The organism is Massilia sp. BSC265 (genome assembly GCF_000740675.1).
In the GTDB taxonomy this organism is placed as follows: domain Bacteria; phylum Pseudomonadota; class Gammaproteobacteria; order Burkholderiales; family Burkholderiaceae_D; genus Telluria.
In genome coordinates, this window is sequence record NZ_JPXI01000042.1 from 144,830 (window position 1) to 165,677 (window position 20,848).

Here is a 20,848-nt window from a genome sequence, read left to right on the forward strand (position 1 = left end):
TCCTTGTACTTGTCGTGAAGGACAAACGGGCCGGCTTGCGCCGACCCGTCCTGTGTTACTCCTTGCCGCTTACCAGATGATCACGCGGTCCTGCGGCGCCAGGTACATCTTGTCGCCCGGCTTGACGTTGAAGGCCTCGTAGAACTCGGGCATGTTCATCACGGTGCCGTTGGCGCGGAACTGGCCCGGCGAGTGCGGGTCGGTCTTGACCTGGTTGATCTGCGCCGCTTCGCGCATCTTCGAACGCCACACCTGGCCGAAGCCCATGAAGAAGCGCTGGTCGCCGGTCAAGCCGTCGATCACCGGGGCCGGCTTGCCGTTCAGCGACAGCTTGTAGGCCTTGTAGGCAATCGACAGGCCGGCGTTGTCGCCGATGTTCTCGCCCAGGGTCAGCTCGCCGTTGACGTTATAGCCCGGCAGCGGAGAGAAGGCGCTGAACTGCTTGACCAGCTTGTCGGTGCGGGCCTTGAAAGCGGCTTTGTCCTGCTCGGTCCACCAGTTGCGCAGGTTGCCGTCGCCGTCCGACTGGCTGCCCTTGTCGTCGAAGCCGTGGCCGATCTCGTGGCCGATCACGGCGCCGATGGCGCCGTAGTTGACCGCGTCGTCGGCGCGCATGTCGAAGAACGGCGGCTGCAGGATCGCGGCCGGGAACACGATCTCGTTGGTCGTGCTGCGGTAGTAGGCGTTGACGGTCTGCGGCGTCATGCCCCATTCGGTGCGGTCGACCGGCTTGCCCAGCTTGTTCAGCTGGTAGTTGTACTTGAAGGTCGCGGTGCGCATCGCGTTGCCGACCAGGTCGTCACGCTGGATGCTCAGCTTCGAGTAATCGCGCCACTTGTCCGGATAGCCGATCTTCGGCGTGAACTTGGCCAGCTTGGCGCGGGCTTCCTTCTTGGTGTCCGGGCTCATCCACTCGAGCTTGTCGATCGACTGGCCATAAGCGACGATCAGATTCTTCACCAGCTCTTCCATGCGCGCCTTGCGCTCGGCCGGGAAGTGCTCCTTCACGTACAGCTTGCCGACCGCTTCGCCCAGCGCGCCCTCGACCGCGCCCACGCCGCGCTTCCACAGCGGCGCCTGCTCGGTCACGCCCGACAAGGCGGTGCCGTAGAACGAGAAGCTCTGGTCCACGAAGGCCTTCGACAGGTACGGCGAGTACTCGCGCAGCAGCTGCCATTCGAAGTAGGACTTCAGGGTGGCCAGGTCGGTCTTGGCCAGCACCTCGTTCAGGCCCTGGAAGTAGCTCGGCTGGTTGACGATGATGGTGTCGATCTTGTTGCCGACGCCCGAAGCGGCCAGGGCCGCCTTCCAGTCGTAACCCGGGGCCAGCTTGCCCAGCTCGGCCACGCTCATCTTGTTGTAGCGCTTGACCGGGTCGCGGTTCTCGACGCGGGTCCACTGCACCTTGGCCAGCTCGGTCTCGAAATCGACGATGGCCTTGGCCTGGGCGGCAGCATCCTTCTCGCCGGCCAGCGCCAGGGTCTTCTCGACGTGCGCCAGGTACTTGGTACGGACTTCGGCCAGCTTGGCGTCGTCCTGCTTCAGGTAGTAGTCGCGGTCCGGCATACCAAGGCCGCTCTGCGAGATGTACACGACATGCTCGGTCGAGTTACGCATGTCCTGGCTGACGTAGATGCCGTACGGGCTCGACACGCCGATCTTCGCCAGGCGCGCGACCAGGCCCGGCAGGCCCTTCTTGTCCTTGAGGGTGCGGATCTTCTGCAGCTCGCCGCTCAAGGGCTTGATGCCCAGGGCTTCGCGGCGCGCTTCGTCCATGTAGCTGGCGTACAGGTCGCCGATCTTCTGGGTTTCCGAGCCGGTCTTGGCCGACTTGTCGGCCTGCGCGGCCTCGATGATGGCCTTGATCTGCGGATTGGTATCGTCGCGCAGCTTCATGAAGGTGCCCCAGCTCGACTTGTCGCTCGGGATCTCGGTCTCCTTCAGCCACTTGCCGTTCAGGTAGGTGAAGAAATCATCCTGCGGGCGCACGCTGGTGTCGATGTATTGGGTGTCGATGCCCGAGATCGGCGCGGCGACCGCCTTGGCGTTTGCTGCGGTGGCGGCAGCTGCGCCGCCGGCCGGCTTGTCGGCCGCGGTGGCAAAGGCTGCCGCCAGGGACAGCGTCAGGGTGCTCAGAAGGATTCGCTTCACGGGGTGTCCTCGATTGCTTAGGAATTACTGGGTTAAAAAACGGCCGGCTTGTGGCCGGTCTCATCCTTGTGCGCCGCCAGTGTTCGACTGTTGGCCGTCTCGCCCACCGTCCTCGACGGTATAGGCTCCAGGCATTCTAGCGGGTGAGCAAGGGGCAGCAACGGCCCGTCGGGCTTTTTTACTTTTCGATACATGCAGACAAGGTGATATCGCATATGCATGTGTTGGTACGTCACAACAACATGGCGTGCGCCGGAGAGCGTTACTGCTGGGAATGTACAATCCCGATGCCGACACAGGAAGCGGGAATAAAAAAGCCCGCGGAGGGGGCCGCGGGCAAAGACCACTTCAAAAAGTGGAAAGAGAGAAAAACTGAGATTGACTATAGGTCCCCTCCCCCGCGTCCGCTTCGACTCTTACAATTGCTTACCAAGCTGAGCACTCCGTAACAGCTCTTTACATTCCTCTAACGATTTGTCCTGCACATGGTTGGCCTGCTTCGCGGCGGCCCGCCTCGTTCGGGTTTATACTGAACTTGCGCTAACTCATGTGTAATCACGGCCGCAGCGCTCACATTGGGTGAACCATGGGCTCCACTTTCAAGAATTCCTGTCTCGTCGGCCTGGGCGCCATCGCCGGGGTCGCGGTCACCATGCAGTTTTCCGCGCTGGCCCAGAAGCCGGTCGACGCCGGCATGCCCATGGCCGAGCTGCGCCAACTGGCCGACGTCTATGGCGTCATCAAGTCCACCTATGTCGAGCCGGTCGAGGACAAGGCCCTGCTGTCGCAAGCGATTTCCGGCATGGTGGCTTCGCTCGACCCGCACTCGGCCTACCTCGATCCGCGCGCCTACCGCGAGCTGCGCGAAGGCACCGAAGGCCGCTTCGTGGGTTTAGGAATAGAGATTTCAGAGAGCGAGGACGGTTTCGTGGAGATCGTCGCCCCGATCGAGGATTCCCCTGCCTGGCACGCCGGCATCAAGGAGGGCGACCTGATCACCCAGATCGACGGCCAGCCGGTGCAGGGCCTGCCGATCGACGAGGCGATCAAGCGCATGCGCGGCGAGCCCGGCACCCGGGTCACCCTGACCATCGCGCGCAAGGACAGCCCGGCGCCGCTGCGCTTCACCATCGCGCGCAGCGAAATCGTCCAGAAGAGCGTGAAGGCCAGGATGGTGGAGCCGGGTTACGCCTGGCTGCGCATCGCGCAGTTCCAGGAGCCTACCGTGGACGACATGGCGGCCAAGCTGCAGGCCCTGTACCGCGACAATCCCGACATGAAAGGCCTGGTGCTCGACCTGCGCAACGACCCGGGCGGCCTGCTGCAGGGCGCGATCGGGGTCGCCGCCGCCTTCCTGCCGAAGGATGCCGAAATCGTCTCGACCAACGGCCAGCTGGCGGACTCGCGCCAGCGTTTCTACGGCCGCCCCGAGTTCTACATGCTGCGCAGCGGCGCCGACCCGCTGGCGAGCTTGCCGCCGGCCTTCAAGAAGCTGCCGATGGTGGTGCTGGTGAACACCGGCTCGGCCTCGGCTTCCGAGATCGTGGCCGGCGCCCTGCAGGACTACAAGCGCGCCACCATCCTGGGCAGCCAGACCTTCGGCAAGGGCTCGGTGCAGACCATCCGCCCGATCGGCCGCGACGCCGCCGTCAAGCTGACCACGGCGCGCTATTACACCCCGGCCGGACGCTCGATCCAGGCGCGCGGCATCATCCCCGATTTCCCGGTCGACGAAACGCCCGACGGCGACGGCCTGAACGCGCTGCGCATGCGCGAAGCCGACCTCGAACGGCACCTGTCGAACGACCGCGAGAAAGAAGCCGCCACGCGCCAGGAAGACATCGAGGAGCAGATGCGCCTGTGGGCCGAGGCGCGCGAGCGCAAGCCGGTCGACTACGGCAGCGCCGACGATTTCCAGCTGGCCCAGGCCCTGCGCCACCTCAAAGGCGAAAAGGTGCAGCTGTCGAAGCGTGCGGGTGCCGGCACGACGCTGGCCCAGCACGCGCGCTGACGGGAGGTTTTTCCCTCTCACCTTGCCAATTCCGACAATTCCCACGCCCGGCGCAAGGGTGTAAAATCCCTGCATCTCTCGGGCAACTCCCGTTATATTCTTTGAAAGTCCCAATATGAAACCTGTCGTGATCAGCGGCACCGGCCTGTTTACGCCGCCGTATTCCATCTCCAACGACGAGCTGGTGACGGCCTATAACGCCTACGTCGAGCTGTACAACCAGGAACACGCCGCCGCCATCGCCGCCGGCGAAGTCACCGCGCTCGAGCCGTCGAGCAGCGCCTTCATCGAAAAAGCCTCGGGCATCAAGTCGCGCTACGTGATGGAGAAGGAAGGCATCCTCGACCCGGCCCACATGACCGCCCGCATCCCGGAGCGCGCCGACGAACAGGTGTCGCTGCAGGCCGAGATGTGCGTGGCTGCGGCCCGTGAAGCGCTGGACCGCGCCGGCAAGCAGCCCTGCGATATCGACATGGTGCTGGTGGCCTGCTCCAACATGCAGCGCCCCTACCCGGCCATGGCGGTCGAGGTCCAGGACGCGCTCGGCATCGACGGCTTCGGCTTCGACATGAACGTGGCCTGCTCCTCGGCCACCTTCGGCATCCAGACCGCAGTGGATGCGGTGCGCAGCGGTCGCGCCCGCGCCGTGCTGATGCTGAACCCGGAAATCACCAGCGGCCACCTGAACTTCCGCGACCGCGACAGCCACTTCATCTTCGGCGACGCCTGCACTGCCGTGATCGTGGAAGCGGCCGAGACGGCGACCAGCACCCACCAGTGGGAAATCCTGGACAGCAAGCTGAAGACCAAGTTCTCGAACAATATCCGCAACAACTTCGGCTTCATGAACCGCTTCGACGAATCCGGCGTCGGCGCACCGGACAAGCTGTTCCGCCAGCAGGGCCGCAAGGTGTTCAAGGAAGTGTGCCCGATGGCCGCCGAGATGATCGCCGACACCGTCAAGAATGCGGGCCTGGAGATCGAGGACGTGTCGCGCTACTGGCTGCACCAGGCCAACCTGAACATGAACCTCCTGATTGCCCGCACCCTGCTGGGCCGCGATGCCGAGCCGAACGAGGCGCCGGTGATCCTCGACACCTATGCGAACACCTCGTCGGCGGGGTCGATCATTGCGTTCCACAAGTACCAGGATGACCTGCCGCCAGGCGCAAATGGGGTGATCTGCTCGTTCGGCGCCGGTTACTCGATCGGCTGCGTGGTCGTGCGCAAGAAGTAATCGCCTTGGCCGGGTTTCGTGGGGTGGGCGGGTTCCCCGCCCACGCGGTAATAGTTAACGCTTAGATTGCCACGCAGGCTGATCCTGCGTGATTTGACCGCGTGGGCGGCATAGCCGCCCACCCTACAGTTTCGCGGCCAGTTCGGCGCCTTCCCGAATCGCCCGCTTCGCATCCAGCTCCGCCGCCAGCGCCGCCCCACCGATCTTGTGGAAACGCGGCCCGCCCTGGACCGGCTCGGCCGGCATCAGCTCCGCCAGGCTCTCCTGCCCTGCGCAAATCACCACGTTGTCCACTTCCAGCACGCGCCGCTCGCCGCCGACGCTGATGTGCAGTCCCGCGTCGTCGATGCGCTCGTACTGCACTCCCGCCAGCATTTGCACACCGTTGCGCACCAGGGTCGCGCGGTGCACCCAGCCCGAGGTCTTGCCTAAACCGGCTCCGGGACGCGTGCTCTTGCGCTGCAGAAGCCAGACTTCGCGCGCCGGATGCGGCTTGACCGGCGCCGCCAGGCCACCCGGCGTGGCGGATAGCGGATCGACGCCCCACTCCCCCATCCAGTGCGCCTTCGGCACCGGCAGCGGCACGCGGGGATCGTGCACGAGGAACTCGCCCATGTCGAAACCGATCCCGCCCGCGCCGATGATGGCCACGCGCCGTCCCACCGGCTTTCCCTCGCGCAGCACGTCGAGGTAGCTCAGCACCTTCGGGTGGTCGATCCCCTCGATGGCCGGCTTGCGCGTGGTGATGCCGGTGGCGACGATGATGTCGTCGTAACCCTGCGCAAGCAACTCCTCGCGCCCGACCCGCCGGCCCAGCTGAACGTCCACGTTAGTGAGCGCCAGCTTACGCCCGAAGTAGCGGATGGTCTCCGCAAACTCCTCCTTGCCCGGCACGCGCATGGCGACGTTAAACTGGCCGCCGATCCGGTCCAGCGCATCGAACAGCGTCACGCGGTGCCCGCGCTCGGCCGCCACTGTGGCGGCCGACAGGCCGGCCGGCCCCGCGCCGACCACGGCGACGCGACGCGCTTGTTTCGTCTTGCGCAGCACCAGTTCGGTCTCGTGGCAGGCGCGCGGATTGACCAGGCAGCTGGCGCGCTTGTTGGAGAACGTGTGGTCGAGGCAGGCCTGGTTGCAGGCGATGCAGGTGTTGATCTCGTCGGCCCGCCCGCCGGCTGCCTTGGCGACCCAGTCGGGGTCGGCCAGGAAGGGGCGCGCCATCGACACCAGGTCGGCGCTGCCCTGCGCCAGCAGCGCTTCGGCGTCATTCGGCATGTTGATGCGGTTCGATGCCACCACGGGAATGCGCACTTCCTTGCGCAGGCGCCCCGCCACCTCGGCAAAGGCCGCGCGCGGCACCGAAGTAACGATGGTCGGCACGCGCGCCTCGTGCCAGCCGTAGCCGGTATTCAGGATCGTGACACCGGCCGCCTCCAGGGCTTTGGCCACCGCCACCACCTCGTCCCAGGTGTTGCCGCCTTCGACCAGGTCGAGTACCGAATGGCGGTACATCAGGATGAAGTCGGGGCCGCTTGCTGCGCGGATGCGGCGCACCACCTCGACGGCGAGGCGCATGCGGTTCTCGATCGGGCCACCCCATTCGTCCGTGCGCTTGTTGGTGCGCGCACACAGGAACTGGTTGAGCAGGTAGCCTTCGCTGCCCATCACCTCCACGCCGTCGTAGCCGGCCATCCTCGCCAGCTTCGCGCAGCGCGCGTAGGCGGCGATGGTGGCCTCGATGCCGGCGGCAGCGAGCGCTTTCGGCCGGAACTTCGAGATCGGCGACTTCACGCTCGATGCGGAAACGACGAAGGGCTGGTAGCCGTAGCGGCCCGCGTGCAGGATCTGCAGCACGATCTTGCCGCCCTCTTCGTGCACGGCGCGGGTGACGCGCCGGTGGTTGGGCACGTCGCCGAGAAAGTTCAGGGTGCCGCCGAAGGGCAGCAGCCAGCCCTGGCGATTGGGCGAGATGCCGCCGGTAACGATCAGGCCGGCCCCACCGCGCGCGCGTTCGCGGTAGAACGCGGCCAGCTTGCCGTAGTTGTAGAAGCGGTCTTCGAGCCCGGTGTGCATCGAGCCCATGATCACGCGGTTCTTCAGCGTGGTGAAACCGAGGTCGAGCGGTGCGAGGAGGTGAGGATAAAGCGGGTGCGTCGTCATCACGGCATTACACCGTGATTTCGTGGAGGTGTGGTTCTAAACGATTCCTTGATCGTTCAGACGAGGTGGCTTTCGCGGTCGCGCAGCTCGGCAAAGCCTTCGATGCTGCCGACGTTCACCGTGACCGGCCGCAGGATCGCGCTTGGAGACATCGAGCGCCAGGCGAACTGCCATTCCTTTTCCTGCGCCTGGCCGGCGCCCTTGGTGAAGGCGGCGCCCAGGCGCGAGCGCGCGCCGTACTCGACCGGACCATCGATGCCGGCCCAGTCGGGCAAGGTACGCTGCACCGCGCGGTGCAGGCGTTCGCCGAACAGCTCGGTGTTGTGGATCACCAGGCAGCTGTCGGCCGGGCCAAGCACGTCGAACAGGCGCTTGTCCCAGACGGTCGAGAACGACACGGTCAGGAAGAAACCGCTGGGAACCAGGCGGAACTGGCCGCGCAGCGCGGCTTCGAGTTCGGCGCGCGGCGCGTAGCGGTGCAGGGTCGGGGGACGTTCGTAGTCGTGCATGTTCGGTTCAATCTGTGAAGGTGGTGCGCTGGCGCGGCTGCCGGAGCGAGTGCAGGTGCTGCATGCGCATGAAGCGCGAAGCGATCAAGACTTCGCGCAGGAAGTAAACGAAGCTGCTGATCAGGCCGATCATGGCGAGCACGAACAGGCCGGCGATGTACTGGTCCAGCGGGATGTTCATGGTATCGCCGAGGAACAGCATCGCAATCACCAGGCAGATCAGCAGGCCGCAGGCGGTGCTGGAGCCGATCGCCGTGTTGACCAGGTGCGAGCGGACATACAGGATCCCGAGTTCGGCCGAGTATTCGGCGTCCGGGCCATCGCGAAGACGGTCTTCGAGCACGCGGGTGCGGTCGATGATACGCGCCAGCCGGTTGGTCAGCACGGTCAGCTTGGTCGCCACGCCAGTCAGCAGGAAGACCGGGGCGATCGCCAGCTGGATGACGTGGCCGATGTCGCTAAGCTGGAGATTCATGGGAACGCTTCATTATTGTAGGTTTGCTTATAGTGTAACAGCCGCCACGCGCCCCCGGCATTCCGGCAGTTTCAATCAAAGCGGCCGTGGCGCTTGAACTGCTCGGTTGCAGTCACCAGCGCGCGGGCAATGCCGGTCTCGAGCGCGCCATGGCCGCCGTCGGGAATCATGTGCAGCTTCGCGCCCGGCCAGGCCTGGTGCAGGCGCCAGGCCGACAGCGGCGGGCAGATCACGTCGTAGCGGCCCTGCACGATGGTGGCCGGCAGGTGGGCGATGCGCTGGATGTCACGCACCAGCTGGTCTTCGTCGAGGAAGGCGCCGTGCAGCATGTAGTGCGACTCGAGGCGGCCGACACCGAGGTCGAGCGCATCGGACGAGGGCTCGTCCGGCTGCGGCAGCAGGAACACGCGGCGGCCCTCGAAGCGGCTCCAGGCCCGCGCGGCCGGCCAGTACACGGCGGGGTCGTTGCACAGCAGGCGCTCGCAATAGGCCTTGAGCAGGTCGCCGCGCTCGGCCGAGGGGATCGGCGCCACGAATTCCTCGTACAGCTCCGGATAGAACCACTTGACGCCGTTGATGAACCAGTCGACTTCGGCCTTCGTGCACAGGAAGATCCCGCGCAGCACGAAGCCGAGGCAGCGCTCCGGGTGGGCCTGGCCGTAGGCCAGCGCCAGGGTCGAGCCCCAGGAACCGCCGAACACCAGCCACTGCTTGATGCCGAACATCTGCCGCAAGCGCTCGATGTCGTCGATCAGGAGCTGGGTGGTGTTGTTGCGCCATTCGCCCAGCGGCGTCGATTTGCCGGCGCCGCGCTGGTCGAACAGGATCACGCGGTAGGCGTTCGGGTCGAAGAAGCGGCGGTGCTGCGGCGACAGGCCGGCACCCGGCCCGCCGTGCAGAAACAGTACCGGGATGCCGTTGGGGTTGCCCACTTCTTCCCAGTAGATCGTGTGCAGCTCGTCGACGGCGAGCATGCCGTGGCGGATGGGCTGGATCGGCGGGAACAGCGACGGCGGTGTGGCGGGCATGGTGACTCTACTCTCTCGGCGGGTGAGAGCCGATTGTAGCCTACCGTTTCGCTATTTCAGAAGAAGGTATTCAGCGCCTCGGTAACGTTGTAGGCGTCGTCCACCGCCAGCAGTACCTGCCACTTGTCGAAGGTCGTGCAGGGGTGCGAGATGCCGCAGCCGACCAGGTCGCCCACGCGCAGGGTATCGCGGATGTCCCCTTCCGGCAGCGACAGGTAGGCGTGCTGGTCGTTCATCTTGAAGATGGTGCAGCCGGGCGGCAGCTCGGCGGGCAGCGCCGCATCGCTGCCCGGACGGTGGGTGAACAGCGGCGTGGGCAAGGCTTCGTCGTAGGAAGCGTCGCGCTTGCCCATCGTGAGGATGGCCAGGCCCGGTTCGGGGCGCGACTGCACGGTGCTCCACATTTCCAGCGCCGGGCGCAGTCCCTCGCCATGGGATTCGCGTGCGTCGAGCTGGGCCAATAGGCGCTTATAGGAACCGTGGTCGCTGGTGAGATAGCAGCCGCTGCGCAGCACGGCGCGCACCGGGCGCGACAGGCCGTCCATGCCCGCGAAACCGCGCGCCACCAGGTCGAAATAGGACGAGCCGCCGGCCGAAATCAGGATCTCGGCGCCGCCGAACAGGCCTTCGCCGTCGGCCGTTTCCACCAGATCCACCAGCTCGGCCAGGAAGGCGCGCACCGCGCGCAGGTCGGCATCACGGTCGTCGCTGACCAGGAGGCCCTCGTAGCCTTCGAAGCCCGCCAGGGCCAGGCCGTCGGCAGCGGCGATGGCGCGGGCCACCGCCAGCGCCTCGCCAGGGCTGCGGCAGCCGGCGCGCTTGCCGGCCAGGCCGAGTTCGACCAGCACCGGCAATGGACGGGCCAGGCCGCGCGCCGTCACCGCTGTCGAGAGGCGCGCCACACCCTCGATCGAGTCCGCCAGCACGAAGCATTCGAAATCCGGGTCCTCATGCAGCAGCGCCAGCACGGCCTCGATGTCGGCGCGCGCCACCAGCTGGTTGGCCAGCAGCACGCGGCGCACGTTGAAGCGGTGCGCCACCTGCACCTGGGTAGCGCTGGCCAGCGTAATGCCCCAGGCGCCATTGGCCAGCTGGGCCGCGAAGAGCTGCGGACTCATGGTGGTCTTGCCGTGCGGGACCAGCGTGACGCCATGGCGCGCGCAGAACGCCTTCATCCAGGCCAGGTTGTGCTGGAGGGCCGATGCCTTCAGCACGGCGACCGGGAAGCTGGTGTCGCCGCGCAGGACGTTCCAGCCCTGGATGCCAATCGCGCCCTGGCGCAGGGGTTCCGTCAATGGCAGGCCCTTGGTGCCGGGCAGCAGCAATTGTTCGTCGAGGGTGGAGAGGGCGAGGCCGTCGCGGGGAAGGGTATGCATAACGTTCCAGATCGGAGTGGTCGATGTGCAGGCTATTGTAACGATGCTTGGCAGGCCAAAAAAAAGCACCGCCGCAGCGGTGCTCTTCTCGTGCCATGCGTCGGCAATTACTGCATGTGCTGACCACCGTTGATGGCGATGTTGGCGCCGGTAACGAACGCCGCTTCTTCCGACGACAGGTAAGCCACCAGGCCGGCGACTTCTTCCGGCTTGCCCAGGCGGCCCATCGGAATCTGCGGAATGATCTTCGATTCCAGCACTTCGCTCGGGATGTCCATCACCATCTTGGTGCCGATGTAGCCCGGCGAGATGGTGTTGACGGTCACGCCCTTGCGCGCCACTTCCAGGGCCAGGGCCTTGGTGAAGCCGTGCATGCCGGCCTTGGCCGCCGAATAGTTGGTCTGGCCGAAGGCGCCCTTCTGGCCGTTCACCGACGAGATGTTGATGATCCGGCCCCAGCCGCGCTCGACCATGCCGTCGCAGACCGGCTTGGTCATGTTGAACACGGAATCCAGGTTGGTCTTCATGACCGCATCCCAGTTCGGCTTGTCCATCTTCTTGAAGGTCATGTCGCGCGTGATACCGGCGTTGTTCACCAGCACGTCGACCGGGCCGACGTCCTGCTCGACCTGGCGCACGCAGGCCTGGGCCGAATCGTAGTCGGACACGTCGCAGGGATAAGCCTTGAAGTCATAGCCCTGCTCTTTCATCTGGCTCAGCCAGCTTTCCGCCTTCGTGTTGCCCGGCGAATACGTAGTGACGACCTTGTAACCCAAAGCGGCCAGCTTGATGCACACCGCTTCGCCCAGACCGCCCATGCCGCCCGTCACCAATGCTACTCGTGCCATTGTCTTCTCCAGTTTTGTTGTCAGTCACTGCACTACCAAACCACGCGGACAGGCCGCTCGCCTGCCCGGAACCAGCCCTTGCTCAGTCGCGCTCGACCGCCAGCGCCACGCCCATGCCGCCGCCGATGCACAGGCTGGCCAGCCCGCGCTTGGCGTCGCGGCGCACCATCTCGTGCAGCAGGGTGACCAGCACGCGGCAGCCCGAGGCACCGATCGGGTGACCCAGGGCGATCGCGCCGCCGTTCACGTTGATCTTCGAGGTGTCCCAGCCCATTTCCTTGTTGACCGCGATGGCCTGGGCGGCGAAGGCTTCGTTGATTTCCATGAGGTCGATGTCTTCGTGGGTCCAGCCGGCCTTCTGCAGGCACAGCTGGGTCGCCGAGACCGGGCCCATGCCCATGATCGACGGATCCAGGCCGGCCGAGGCGTAGGCCTTGATGCGCGCCAGCGGGGTCAGGCCCAGCTCTTTCGCCTTCGAGGCGCTCATCATGATGACGGCCGCAGCGCCGTCGTTGATGCCGGACGCATTGCCGGCGGTGACAGTGCCTTCCTTGTTGAAGGCCGGACGCAAGCCGGACAGGGCTTCCATGGTCGAACCGTGCTTCGGGTATTCGTCGGTGTCGAAAATGGTCGGGCCTTTCTTCGACGGGATCTCGACCGGGAGGATCTCGTCCTTGAACTTGCCGGCCTTCTGGGCGGCTTCGGCCTTGAGCTGCGACTGCAGCGCGAATTCATCCTGCTCGGCGCGCGAGACTTCGTACTTGCGTGCGACGTTCTCGGCGGTGACGCCCATGTGGTACTGGTTGTACACGTCCCACAGGCCGTCGACGATCATGGTGTCGACCAGCTTGGCGTCACCCATGCGGAAACCGTCGCGCGAGCCGTTCAGCACGTGCGGCGATGCGCTCATGTTTTCCTGGCCGCCGGCGATGACGATTTGGGCGTCGCCGCACTTGATGGCCTGGGCCGCAAGGTGGGTGGCCTTCAGGCCGCTGCCGCACACCATGTTGATGGTCTGCGCCGGCACCATATCGGGCAGCCCGCCCTTGATGACGGCCTGGCGGGCCGGATTCTGGCCGGCGCCGGCGGTGAGGACCTGGCCCATGATCACCTCGCTGACCGAGGCAGGATCGATGCCGGTCTTGGCCAGCAGTTGGCGGATCACGTGCGCGCCGAGCTCGGCGGCAGGTATCTTGGCCAGCGTGCCGCCGAATTTACCGACTGGCGTGCGGCCGGCGGCCACGATGACGACATCTTCCATGTTGCTCTCCCTAGTACCCGGTCTGGCCGGGAATTGTTAAGACGGCAGGGCCGTGAAACCATGCATCTTACGGTTTGCGCAAGGCCCATGTTTAAGCGAAATCAATCTTATCAGCTTATTCACCAATTACAACCGCGCGATGACAGGCTGTCAGCAACTTGCGCACATATTTTTGAACACACATGGAACGGACTATGTAACACTTATTTCTACTAGGAATCATGCGTACGTAAAGCCCTTTCGGTCATTTTTTTACAGTAGAATGCACGAGCGCAACGCCAACCAGACCGCTTTATGCTGAAGACCCCATCCTCGCTGCCTATCGAAATCAAGATCTCCACGGTCGTCGCCATTTCGACGATCCTGCACTCGGCCGACCCGGCCACGATCGACGCGGCACTGAACCAGATGACCGGCGGGGTCTCGGACTTTTTCGAGGACGAGTTCGCGGTGATCGACATCGCCGCCATCGCCCACGAATGGTCCGCCACCGCGGCCCCGGCCATCGACTGGCCGGCGCTGGTGGCGCTGCTGAAGAAATACCGGCTCAATGCGGTGGCCGTGCGCGGCGCCGCTCCGGAAATGGCGGACGCGATCCGCGCCCACGGCCTGTCGCTGGACGACGGCTCGAGCGGCGTGCGCGCCCCGGAAGCGAAGGAGCTGCCGGCGGCGCCGACGCCTGCGCCAGCACCGGCACCGGGGCCGGCGCCGGCTCCGGTACAGCCTGCCCCCGCGCCTGCCCCGGTGCCGGCCATGATCATCGATACCCCGGTGCGCGCCGGCCAGCGCGTCTATGCGCGCGGCACCGACCTGATCATTACCGCGGTCGTCAACAATGGCGCGGAAATCATCGCCGACGGCAGCATCCATGTGTACGCGCCCCTGAACGGCCGGGCACTGGCGGGCGCCTCCGGCAACCCGGAAGCACGCATCTTCGCCCTGTCGATGCAGCCGGAACTGGTGTCGATCGCAGGCGTGTACCGCACCTTCGACGACGGTTTCCCGAATGACCTGACGCGCCAGCCGGCGCAGATCAAGCTGGTCGGCGACCGGCTTGCGATCTCTTCGCTGGCGCCGGCGTCGCGCGCGTAAAACTTTCGACCGCAGATACCTGCTAGAACTGTAAAGGACCTTTTTGTGGCAAGAATTATTGTTGTGACGTCCGGCAAGGGCGGTGTGGGAAAAACCACCTCGAGCGCAAGCTTTTCCAGCGGCCTGGCCCTGCGCGGCCACAAGACCGCGGTCATCGACTTCGACGTCGGCCTACGTAACCTCGACCTGATCATGGGCTGCGAACGCCGCGTGGTCTATGACCTGATCAACGTGATCAACGGCGAGGCAACCCTGAACCAGGCGCTGATCAAGGACAAGCACACCGACAACCTGTTCATCCTGCCGGCCTCGCAGACGCGCGACAAGGATGCGCTGAGCGAAGACGGCGTCGAGCGCGTGCTGAACGAGCTGGTCAAGATGGGCTTCGAGTTCATCATCTGCGACTCGCCGGCCGGCATCGAACACGGCGCCCTGATGGCGCTGACCTTCGCGGACGAGGCGATCATCGTCACCAACCCGGAAGTGTCCTCGGTGCGCGACTCCGACCGCATTCTCGGCATCATCCAGGCCAAGTCGCGCCGCGCCCAGAGCGGTTCGGAGCCGGTCAAGGAGCACCTCCTGATCACCCGTTACTCGCCGAAGCGCGTGGAAGCCGACGAAATGCTGTCCTACCAGGACGTGCAGGAAATCCTGCGCATCCCGCTGATCGGCATCATTCCGGAATCGGAATCGGTGCTGCACGCCTCGAACCAGGGCAACCCGGCGATCCATTTCAAGGGTACCGACGTGGCCGAGGCCTACGAAGACGTGATCGCCCGCTTCCTCGGCGAAGAGCGTCCGCTGCGCTTCACCAACTACGAAAAGCCGGGCCTGTTCCAGCGCATCTTTGGAGCCAAGTGATATGCCACTGCTCAATTTCCTCTTTCCGAAAAAAGAGAAGAGCGCGACAGCAGCCAAGGAGCGCCTGCAGATCATCATCGCCCGCGAGCGCACCAACCGCGCCGGCCCGGACTTCCTGCCGGCCCTGCACCGCGAGCTGATCGAGGTGATTTCGAAGTACACCAGGGTCAACCCGGACGACATCAAGATTTCGCTCGACCGCCAGGGCAACCTGGAAGTGCTCGATGTGAACGTGGTACTGCCGGATGCCTGATGGCCCCATGTTTCTATAAACAAATGCCCGCTTGAGCGGGCATTTGTTTATCCAGACTATCCAGACGCGGTTCCCGCATCGGTCATCCGTAATTGCTGCAACTCGCGCGCCACCTTGGCGCAGGCTTCCACGTGCTGGTAACCCATCTTGCTGAACAGCGCGAAGCCGATCGCCGCCGACGCCACCTGCCCCGCGATCGGCACCACCTTGGCCACCGTCTTGGCCGCGATCTTCACCCCGGCACGCTTGAACAGCACCAGCACCAATCGCTTCGTCACCAGTTTCCCGACCAGCATGCCGCCGACCGAGGCCGCTGCCTGGTAGGCCAGTATCCGCAGGCGCGGATGCAGGCGCTCGATCTGCTTCTGGCTCAGGCCGAATTCCTTGTTGACCTCTTCCACCAGCAGCGTGAAGGTGCTCAGGTCCGACAGCACGTCCACGCCCGGCAGCGGCACCGCCGCCACCCCGGCCGAGACCATGGCCCGCTTGCGCACCATCTTGCGGCAACGCTCGCGCGCCAGCTCGATCTCGGCTCCGTGCACCGGCACAGCCGGCGTTTCGGTCGCGGCCATGTCTTTTCTTTTGCTTCGAAACCACATATCGCCTCCCGGTTACTTCGTATGGACAAGTGTAGCGCGGCCCCGCGTTCGCCTGAACACAACAGAACCGTATTTCCTGACGAAAATTCGTCAATTTGCTGTAGCGCTATTTTGTGAAAGTCTGCTATATTCGGTTTAACCCTTGTAGGAGCCTTCCTACAAAGGCAACCTTACCAGTAGATGTCCTATGAAGATCGCCGTTCTCGAACAAGACCGCAGCCAGGCTGAACTCATTAGCCAGGTGCTGACCGCTGCAGGCCACAGCTGCCAGCCATACGACAGCGCCAAGGAATGCCTCGCGCAACTGCGCAAGGAAAATGCCGACATGCTGGTCATGGACTGGAACGTCCCCGACATGGAAGGCGCCGAGGTGCTGCGCCGTGCCAAGGAAAAGATGGCAGCCAGTGCGCCGGTTATTTTCCTTGTTGGCAACAATGCCGAGGACGACATCATCGCCGGTGTCACTGCAGGCGCCGATGATTACCTGGTCAAGCCGCTGCGCCGCGGCGAGCTGGTGGCCCGCGTATCGGCCCTGTTGCGCCGCGCCTACCCGTCGCAGAACAGCGCCGAGCAGCTGCAGTTCGGTCCCTTTACCTTCGAAACCCGCCCGGGGCGCCTGCTCAAGGACGGTTCGATCATCGACGTCACCCAGAAGGAATTCTCGCTGGCGCTGCTGTTCTTCCGTAACATCGGCCGCCCGCTGTCGCGCGCCTACATTCATGAATCCGTGTGGGTGCGCGATACCGACGTGCCTTCGCGCACCATGGACACCCATGTCTCGCGCGTGCGCAACAAGCTCAGCCTGCGCCCGGAGAACGGCTTCCGCCTGGTGCCGGTGTACAGCTACGGCTACCGTCTGGAAAAGCTGGGCGCGTAAGTTCAAGGAGCAAGTAATAGCATTGCGCTAACAGGGCGGCCGGCCCCGGCCGCCCGCTGAAACCCTTCTCGCGTAAGGGTATAATGGGTGCATACCCCTTGACCCTCGTCCCACCATGCAACTGCTTGCCGTTGGCCTGAACCACACGACCGCCCCGGTCTCGCTGCGCGAGCAGCTGGCACTCGCGCCCGACCAGCTCGGCAAGGCGGTACAGGCGGCGCGCAGCTGGTTCGCGCGCCAGGGTTCGCATGGGGCTGCCGGCAACGAGGCGGCCATCCTGTCGACCTGCAACCGCACCGAGATGTATGCGGCCAGCGACATCGCCAATCCGCTCGACGCCTCGGCCCAGTTCCTGGCCCACTACCACGCACTGAATTTCGCCGAACTGCGCCCGCATCTCTACATGCTGCCGCAGGATAGCGCGGTGCGCCACGCTTTCCGCGTCGCCTCCGGCCTCGATTCGATGGTGCTGGGCGAGCCGCAGATCCTGGGCCAGATGAAGGACGCGGTGCGCACCGCCGAGGAAGCCGGCGGCCTGGGCACCTACCTGCACCAGCTCTTCCAGCGCAGCTTCGCCGTGGCCAAGGAAGTGCGCAGCACCACCGAGATCGGCGCCCACAGTGTCTCGATGGCAGCTGCCGCGGTGCGTCTGTCGCAGCGCATTTTTGATCGCATCGCCGACCAGCACGTACTGTTCATCGGCGCCGGCGAGATGATCGAACTGTGCGCCGCCCACTTCGCGGCCCAGAACCCGAAATCCGTCACCATCGCCAATCGCAGCATGGAGCGCGGCGAGGCGCTGGCCGCGCGCTACAACGGCCAGGCGATCCGCCTGGCCGACCTGCCCGAGCGCCTGCAGCATTTCGATATCGTGATCTCGTGCACCGCTTCGACCCTTCCCCTGATTGGCCTCGGCATGGTCGAGCGCGCGGTCAAGGCGCGCCGCCACCGTCCGGTATTCATGGTCGACCTGGCCGTTCCGCGCGATATCGAGCCCGAAGTCGCGCGCCTGGACGACGTGTTCCTGTACACCGTGGACGACCTCGCGCAGGTGGTCCAGACCGGCATCGAGAGCCGCCAGGCCGCCGTGGCCCAGGCCGAAGCCATCATCGAGACGCGCGTGCAGTCCTTCATGCACTGGGTCGGCGACCGCGCCGTGGTGCCGGTGATCCGCGACCTGCACGAGTCGAGCGAGGCGCTGCGCCTGGCCGAACTCGAACGCGCGCGTAAACTCCTGGCGCGCGGCGACGATCCGGAGGCCGTACTCGAAGCGCTGTCGAAGGGCCTGACCGCCAAGTTCCTGCATGGCCCGCAGCAGGCGCTGCACCATGCCCAGGGTGACGAGCGCGCCCGCCTTGCCAGCCTGCTGCCCCAGCTGTTCCGCGGCCGCCGTTAGCGGCCCTCTTCCATTTGTCATGCATCCCGCCATGGGATGTATCCCGGCCGCCCCGCGGCTACCTAGACTCCATCGCACACCATGAAACCATCCATGCTGGCCAAGCTGGACCAACTGGCCAACCGACTCGTCGAACTGGACGAACTGCTCATGTCCGAAGGCGCCACCGCCAACATGGACAGCTACCGCAAGATGACGCGCGAGCACGCCGAGCTGTCGCCGCTGGTCGCCCTGTACCGCCAATACGAGGCGGCCCAGGAGGACATCGCGGCTGCCCAGGAAATGGCGCAGGACCCGGAGATGAAGGACTTCGCCCAGGAAGAAATCGAGGACGCGAAAGCGCGCCTGGCTGCCCTTGACCTCGAGCTGCAGAAAATGCTGCTGCCGAAGGACGAGAACGACGAGCGCAACATCTTCCTCGAGATCCGCGCCGGCACCGGCGGCGACGAATCGGCCCTGTTCGCCGGCGACCTGCTGCGCATGTACACCCGCTTCGCGGAACGCAACCGCTGGCAGGTCGAGCTGGTGTCGGAGTCGCCCTCGGACCTGGGCGGCTACCGCGAAATCATCGTGCGCATCATCGGCAACGGCGTGTACTCGAAGCTGAAGTTCGAATCGGGCGGCCACCGCGTGCAGCGCGTTCCCGCCACCGAGACTCAGGGCCGCATCCACACCTCGGCCTGCACCGTGGCCGTGATGCCGGAAGCCGACGAGGTCGAGGACGTGAACATCAACCCGGCCGACCTGCGCATCGACACTTACCGCGCCTCCGGCGCCGGCGGCCAGCACATCAACAAGACCGATTCGGCGGTGCGCATCACCCACCTGCCGACCGGGATCGTGGTGGAATGCCAGGACGACCGCAGCCAGCACAAGAACAAGGCGCAGGCGCTGAAGGTGCTGGCGGCGCGCATCAAGGACGTGCAGCTGCGCGAGCAGCAATCGAAGGAAGCGGCCACCCGCAAGAGCCTGATCGGCTCGGGCGACCGCAGCGAACGGATCCGCACCTACAACTTCCCACAGGGCCGCCTGACCGACCACCGCATCAACCTGACCCTGTACAAGCTGGACTTCATCATGGACGGCGACCTGCTCGAACTGACCAATGCGCTGGCGGCCGAGCACCAGGCGGAGCTGCTGGCGGCGCTGGGCGATTGATGTTGTAGGGTGGGCGGGCCTCCCGCCCACGCGTTCAACTGTCCGACGATAAACCGCATCGCGTCTGTTCAAATCTGGTTTGAACGCGTGGGCAGGGAACCTGCCCACCCTAGGTTAAGCAAAGCGCGATTAAGCTTGTATTAAGTAGCCTTGCGGGCTTCATGCGAGAATTGCCCGTCTTCGTACCACACCTATAACAACCATGATGCTGCCCTCCAATCGCCAGATCCTGTTCGCCATCTCCTCGATCTGCTTCGCCCTGATCGGTGTCGCCCTCTACCTGCAGCACGCCCACGACATGCTGCCCTGTCCGCTGTGCGTGATCCAGCGCTACATGTTCCTGGCGGTCGGCGTGGCCAGCCTGGTGGCGGCCATCAGCGGCAAGGTGCGCGAAGGCACGGCGCTGGCCCTGCTGGCGGCGCTGGGCGGCCTGTATGCGGTCGGCAAGCACCTGTACGTGATCGCCAACCCGGGCTTCACCTGCGGCATCGATCCGATGGAGACCTTCCTCAACAAGATCCCCACCGCCGAATACCTGCCCTGGCTGTTCCGCGCCGACGGCCTGTGCGAAGGCGCCACCGACGGCATCATGGGCCTGGCGATCCCGCAGTGGTCGGCGATCTGGTTCGTGGTGCTGACCGTGCTGCTGGCCTTCGTCCTGCTGCGCAAGAAACACGCATGACCTACGTGGTACAGGCCGGCGCGACCATCCGGCAACTCTTGGCCGCCGTGCCGCGCTCGTTGCCGCTTGATCCGCTGGAAAACCGCATCCTGCTGTGCCACGCGCTGGGCGTGTCGCGGGTGGCGCTGATCACCCAGTCCGAACGCGCCCTCACGGATGACGAAGCCGCGCGCCTGGATGCGCTGGTGCAGCGGCGCCTCGGCGGCGAACCGATCGCCTACATCGTGGGTGAGCGCGAATTCTTCGGGCTGCCCTTCCGGGTCGGCCCGGGCGTCCTGATCCCGCGCCCCGACACCGAACTGATCGTCGAGCTCAGCCTCGAACGCCTGCCGCCGGGGGGGCGCCTGCTCGACATGGGCACCGGCAGCGGCGCCATCGCCGTGGCCTGCGCCCACAGCCGCAGGGACGCAAGCGTGACGGCGCTCGACCTCAGCGAAGAGGCGCTGGCCATCGCGCGCGCCAACGCCGCGGCCAACGGCGTGACGGTGCGCTTCCTGCAGAGCGACTGGTTCTCGGCCGTCAAGCACGAAGGTTTCGAGCTCATCGCCTCGAATCCCCCCTACATCGCTGCCGGCGACGAACACCTGTCGCAGGGCGACCTGCGCTTCGAACCCGTCGGCGCACTGACCGACCATGCGGACGGCCTGTCGGCCTTGCGGACCATCATCGCCGGCGCCCCCGACCACCTCACGCCGGGCGGCTGGCTGCTGCTCGAGCATGGCTACGACCAGGCCGAGGCCGTGCGCGGCCTGCTGGCGGCGCGCGGCTTCCTCGACGTGCAGAGCTGGCGCGACCTGGCCGGCATCGAACGCGTCAGTGGCGGCCGGATATCCTGACGGGCGCGCCCCCGAAAACAGTCTTGCTAAAATGACCA

19 protein-coding genes are annotated in these 20,848 nt (G+C 65.3%); 10 read left to right on the forward strand and 9 right to left on the reverse strand.

Annotation, left to right across the window (positions count from 1 at the left end; genetic code table 11):
• Positions 1–69: 69 nt before the first annotated feature.
• The gene (locus MA09_RS21685) at positions 70–2,151 is read right to left on the reverse strand and encodes a M13 family metallopeptidase (RefSeq protein WP_036253052.1); all 2,082 of its coding nucleotides are present in this window, start codon (positions 2,149–2,151) and stop codon (positions 70–72) included.
• A 586-nt stretch (positions 2,152–2,737) separates the two neighbouring features.
• On the opposite strand from MA09_RS21685, the gene MA09_RS21690 reads away from it, so the two are divergent.
• Together MA09_RS21690 and MA09_RS21695 are read left to right on the forward strand one after the other, a co-directional pair.
• Positions 2,738–4,162 (forward strand): S41 family peptidase, encoded by a 1,425-nt coding sequence (locus tag MA09_RS21690; protein WP_036253055.1) that lies wholly within the window; start codon positions 2,738–2,740, stop codon positions 4,160–4,162.
• Positions 4,163–4,277: 115 nt separating this feature from the next.
• Positions 4,278–5,399: a beta-ketoacyl-ACP synthase III gene (locus tag MA09_RS21695; protein WP_036253057.1), complete on the forward strand. Its 1,122-nt coding sequence runs from the start codon at positions 4,278–4,280 to the stop codon at positions 5,397–5,399.
• 123 nt (positions 5,400–5,522) lie between these two features.
• Here MA09_RS21695 and MA09_RS21700 read toward each other — a convergent pair whose 3' ends face one another.
• The 7 genes from MA09_RS21700 to MA09_RS21730 all read right to left on the reverse strand — a co-directional run bounded on the left by MA09_RS21700 (position 5,523) and on the right by MA09_RS21730 (position 13,056).
• Positions 5,523–7,559, reverse strand: a complete 2,037-nt coding sequence (locus tag MA09_RS21700) for an NADPH-dependent 2,4-dienoyl-CoA reductase (protein WP_036253059.1) — start codon at positions 7,557–7,559, stop codon at positions 5,523–5,525.
• Between the two features lie 56 nt (positions 7,560–7,615).
• On the reverse strand, positions 7,616–8,068 hold the full coding sequence (locus tag MA09_RS21705) for a hypothetical protein (RefSeq protein ID WP_036253061.1): 453 nt from the start codon (positions 8,066–8,068) through the stop codon (positions 7,616–7,618).
• A 7-nt stretch (positions 8,069–8,075) separates the two neighbouring features.
• The gene (locus MA09_RS21710) at positions 8,076–8,543 is read right to left on the reverse strand and encodes a DUF2721 domain-containing protein (protein WP_036253063.1); all 468 of its coding nucleotides are present in this window, start codon (positions 8,541–8,543) and stop codon (positions 8,076–8,078) included.
• Between the two features lie 71 nt (positions 8,544–8,614).
• Positions 8,615–9,571 (reverse strand): prolyl aminopeptidase, encoded by a 957-nt coding sequence (gene pip, locus MA09_RS21715; protein ID WP_036253065.1) that lies wholly within the window; start codon positions 9,569–9,571, stop codon positions 8,615–8,617.
• A gap of 56 nt (positions 9,572–9,627) precedes the next feature.
• Entirely contained in the window at positions 9,628–10,947 is a 1,320-nt protein-coding gene (locus tag MA09_RS21720; protein ID WP_051933689.1) for an amino acid deaminase, read from the reverse strand.
• Between the two features lie 107 nt (positions 10,948–11,054).
• Positions 11,055–11,795 (reverse strand): beta-ketoacyl-ACP reductase, encoded by a 741-nt coding sequence (locus MA09_RS21725; RefSeq protein ID WP_036253067.1) that lies wholly within the window; start codon positions 11,793–11,795, stop codon positions 11,055–11,057.
• 82 nt (positions 11,796–11,877) lie between these two features.
• Complete coding sequence (locus MA09_RS21730; RefSeq protein WP_036253069.1) at positions 11,878–13,056, reverse strand: acetyl-CoA C-acetyltransferase; 1,179 nt, start codon at positions 13,054–13,056, stop codon at positions 11,878–11,880.
• Between the two features lie 294 nt (positions 13,057–13,350).
• Between MA09_RS21730 and minC the strand changes: the two genes are divergently transcribed.
• The 3 genes from minC to minE are packed head-to-tail and all read left to right on the forward strand — an operon-like array spanning position 13,351 to position 15,262.
• The gene (minC, locus tag MA09_RS21735) at positions 13,351–14,148 is read left to right on the forward strand and encodes a septum site-determining protein MinC (RefSeq protein WP_036253070.1); all 798 of its coding nucleotides are present in this window, start codon (positions 13,351–13,353) and stop codon (positions 14,146–14,148) included.
• Between the two features lie 45 nt (positions 14,149–14,193).
• Positions 14,194–15,009, forward strand: a complete 816-nt coding sequence (minD, locus tag MA09_RS21740; RefSeq protein ID WP_036253072.1) for a septum site-determining protein MinD — start codon at positions 14,194–14,196, stop codon at positions 15,007–15,009.
• 1 nt (position 15,010) lies between these two features.
• Positions 15,011–15,262, forward strand: coding sequence for a cell division topological specificity factor MinE (minE, locus tag MA09_RS21745; RefSeq protein ID WP_036253074.1), 252 nt, complete (start codon positions 15,011–15,013; stop codon positions 15,260–15,262).
• Positions 15,263–15,318: 56 nt separating this feature from the next.
• Here the strand turns inward: minE and MA09_RS21750 are convergent, their stop codons facing one another.
• A complete protein-coding gene (locus MA09_RS21750) occupies positions 15,319–15,834 on the reverse strand; it encodes a hypothetical protein (protein WP_036253076.1) in 516 nt (171 codons plus the stop codon).
• A gap of 214 nt (positions 15,835–16,048) precedes the next feature.
• On the opposite strand from MA09_RS21750, the gene MA09_RS21755 reads away from it, so the two are divergent.
• The 5 genes from MA09_RS21755 (at position 16,049) to prmC (ending at position 20,810) form a co-directional block, all read left to right on the forward strand.
• Positions 16,049–16,738: a response regulator transcription factor gene (locus MA09_RS21755; protein WP_036253078.1), complete on the forward strand. Its 690-nt coding sequence runs from the start codon at positions 16,049–16,051 to the stop codon at positions 16,736–16,738.
• A gap of 115 nt (positions 16,739–16,853) precedes the next feature.
• A complete protein-coding gene (hemA, locus tag MA09_RS21760) occupies positions 16,854–18,134 on the forward strand; it encodes a glutamyl-tRNA reductase (protein WP_036253080.1) in 1,281 nt (426 codons plus the stop codon).
• An 81-nt stretch (positions 18,135–18,215) separates the two neighbouring features.
• The gene (gene prfA, locus MA09_RS21765; RefSeq protein ID WP_036253083.1) at positions 18,216–19,292 is read left to right on the forward strand and encodes a peptide chain release factor 1; all 1,077 of its coding nucleotides are present in this window, start codon (positions 18,216–18,218) and stop codon (positions 19,290–19,292) included.
• A gap of 205 nt (positions 19,293–19,497) precedes the next feature.
• A complete protein-coding gene (locus MA09_RS21770) occupies positions 19,498–19,974 on the forward strand; it encodes a disulfide bond formation protein B (RefSeq protein ID WP_081897778.1) in 477 nt (158 codons plus the stop codon).
• On the forward strand, positions 19,971–20,810 hold the full coding sequence (gene prmC, locus MA09_RS21775; protein WP_051933690.1) for a peptide chain release factor N(5)-glutamine methyltransferase: 840 nt from the start codon (positions 19,971–19,973) through the stop codon (positions 20,808–20,810). The genes MA09_RS21770 and prmC overlap by 4 nt, the downstream gene beginning before the upstream one ends.
• Positions 20,811–20,848 lie beyond the last annotated feature (38 nt).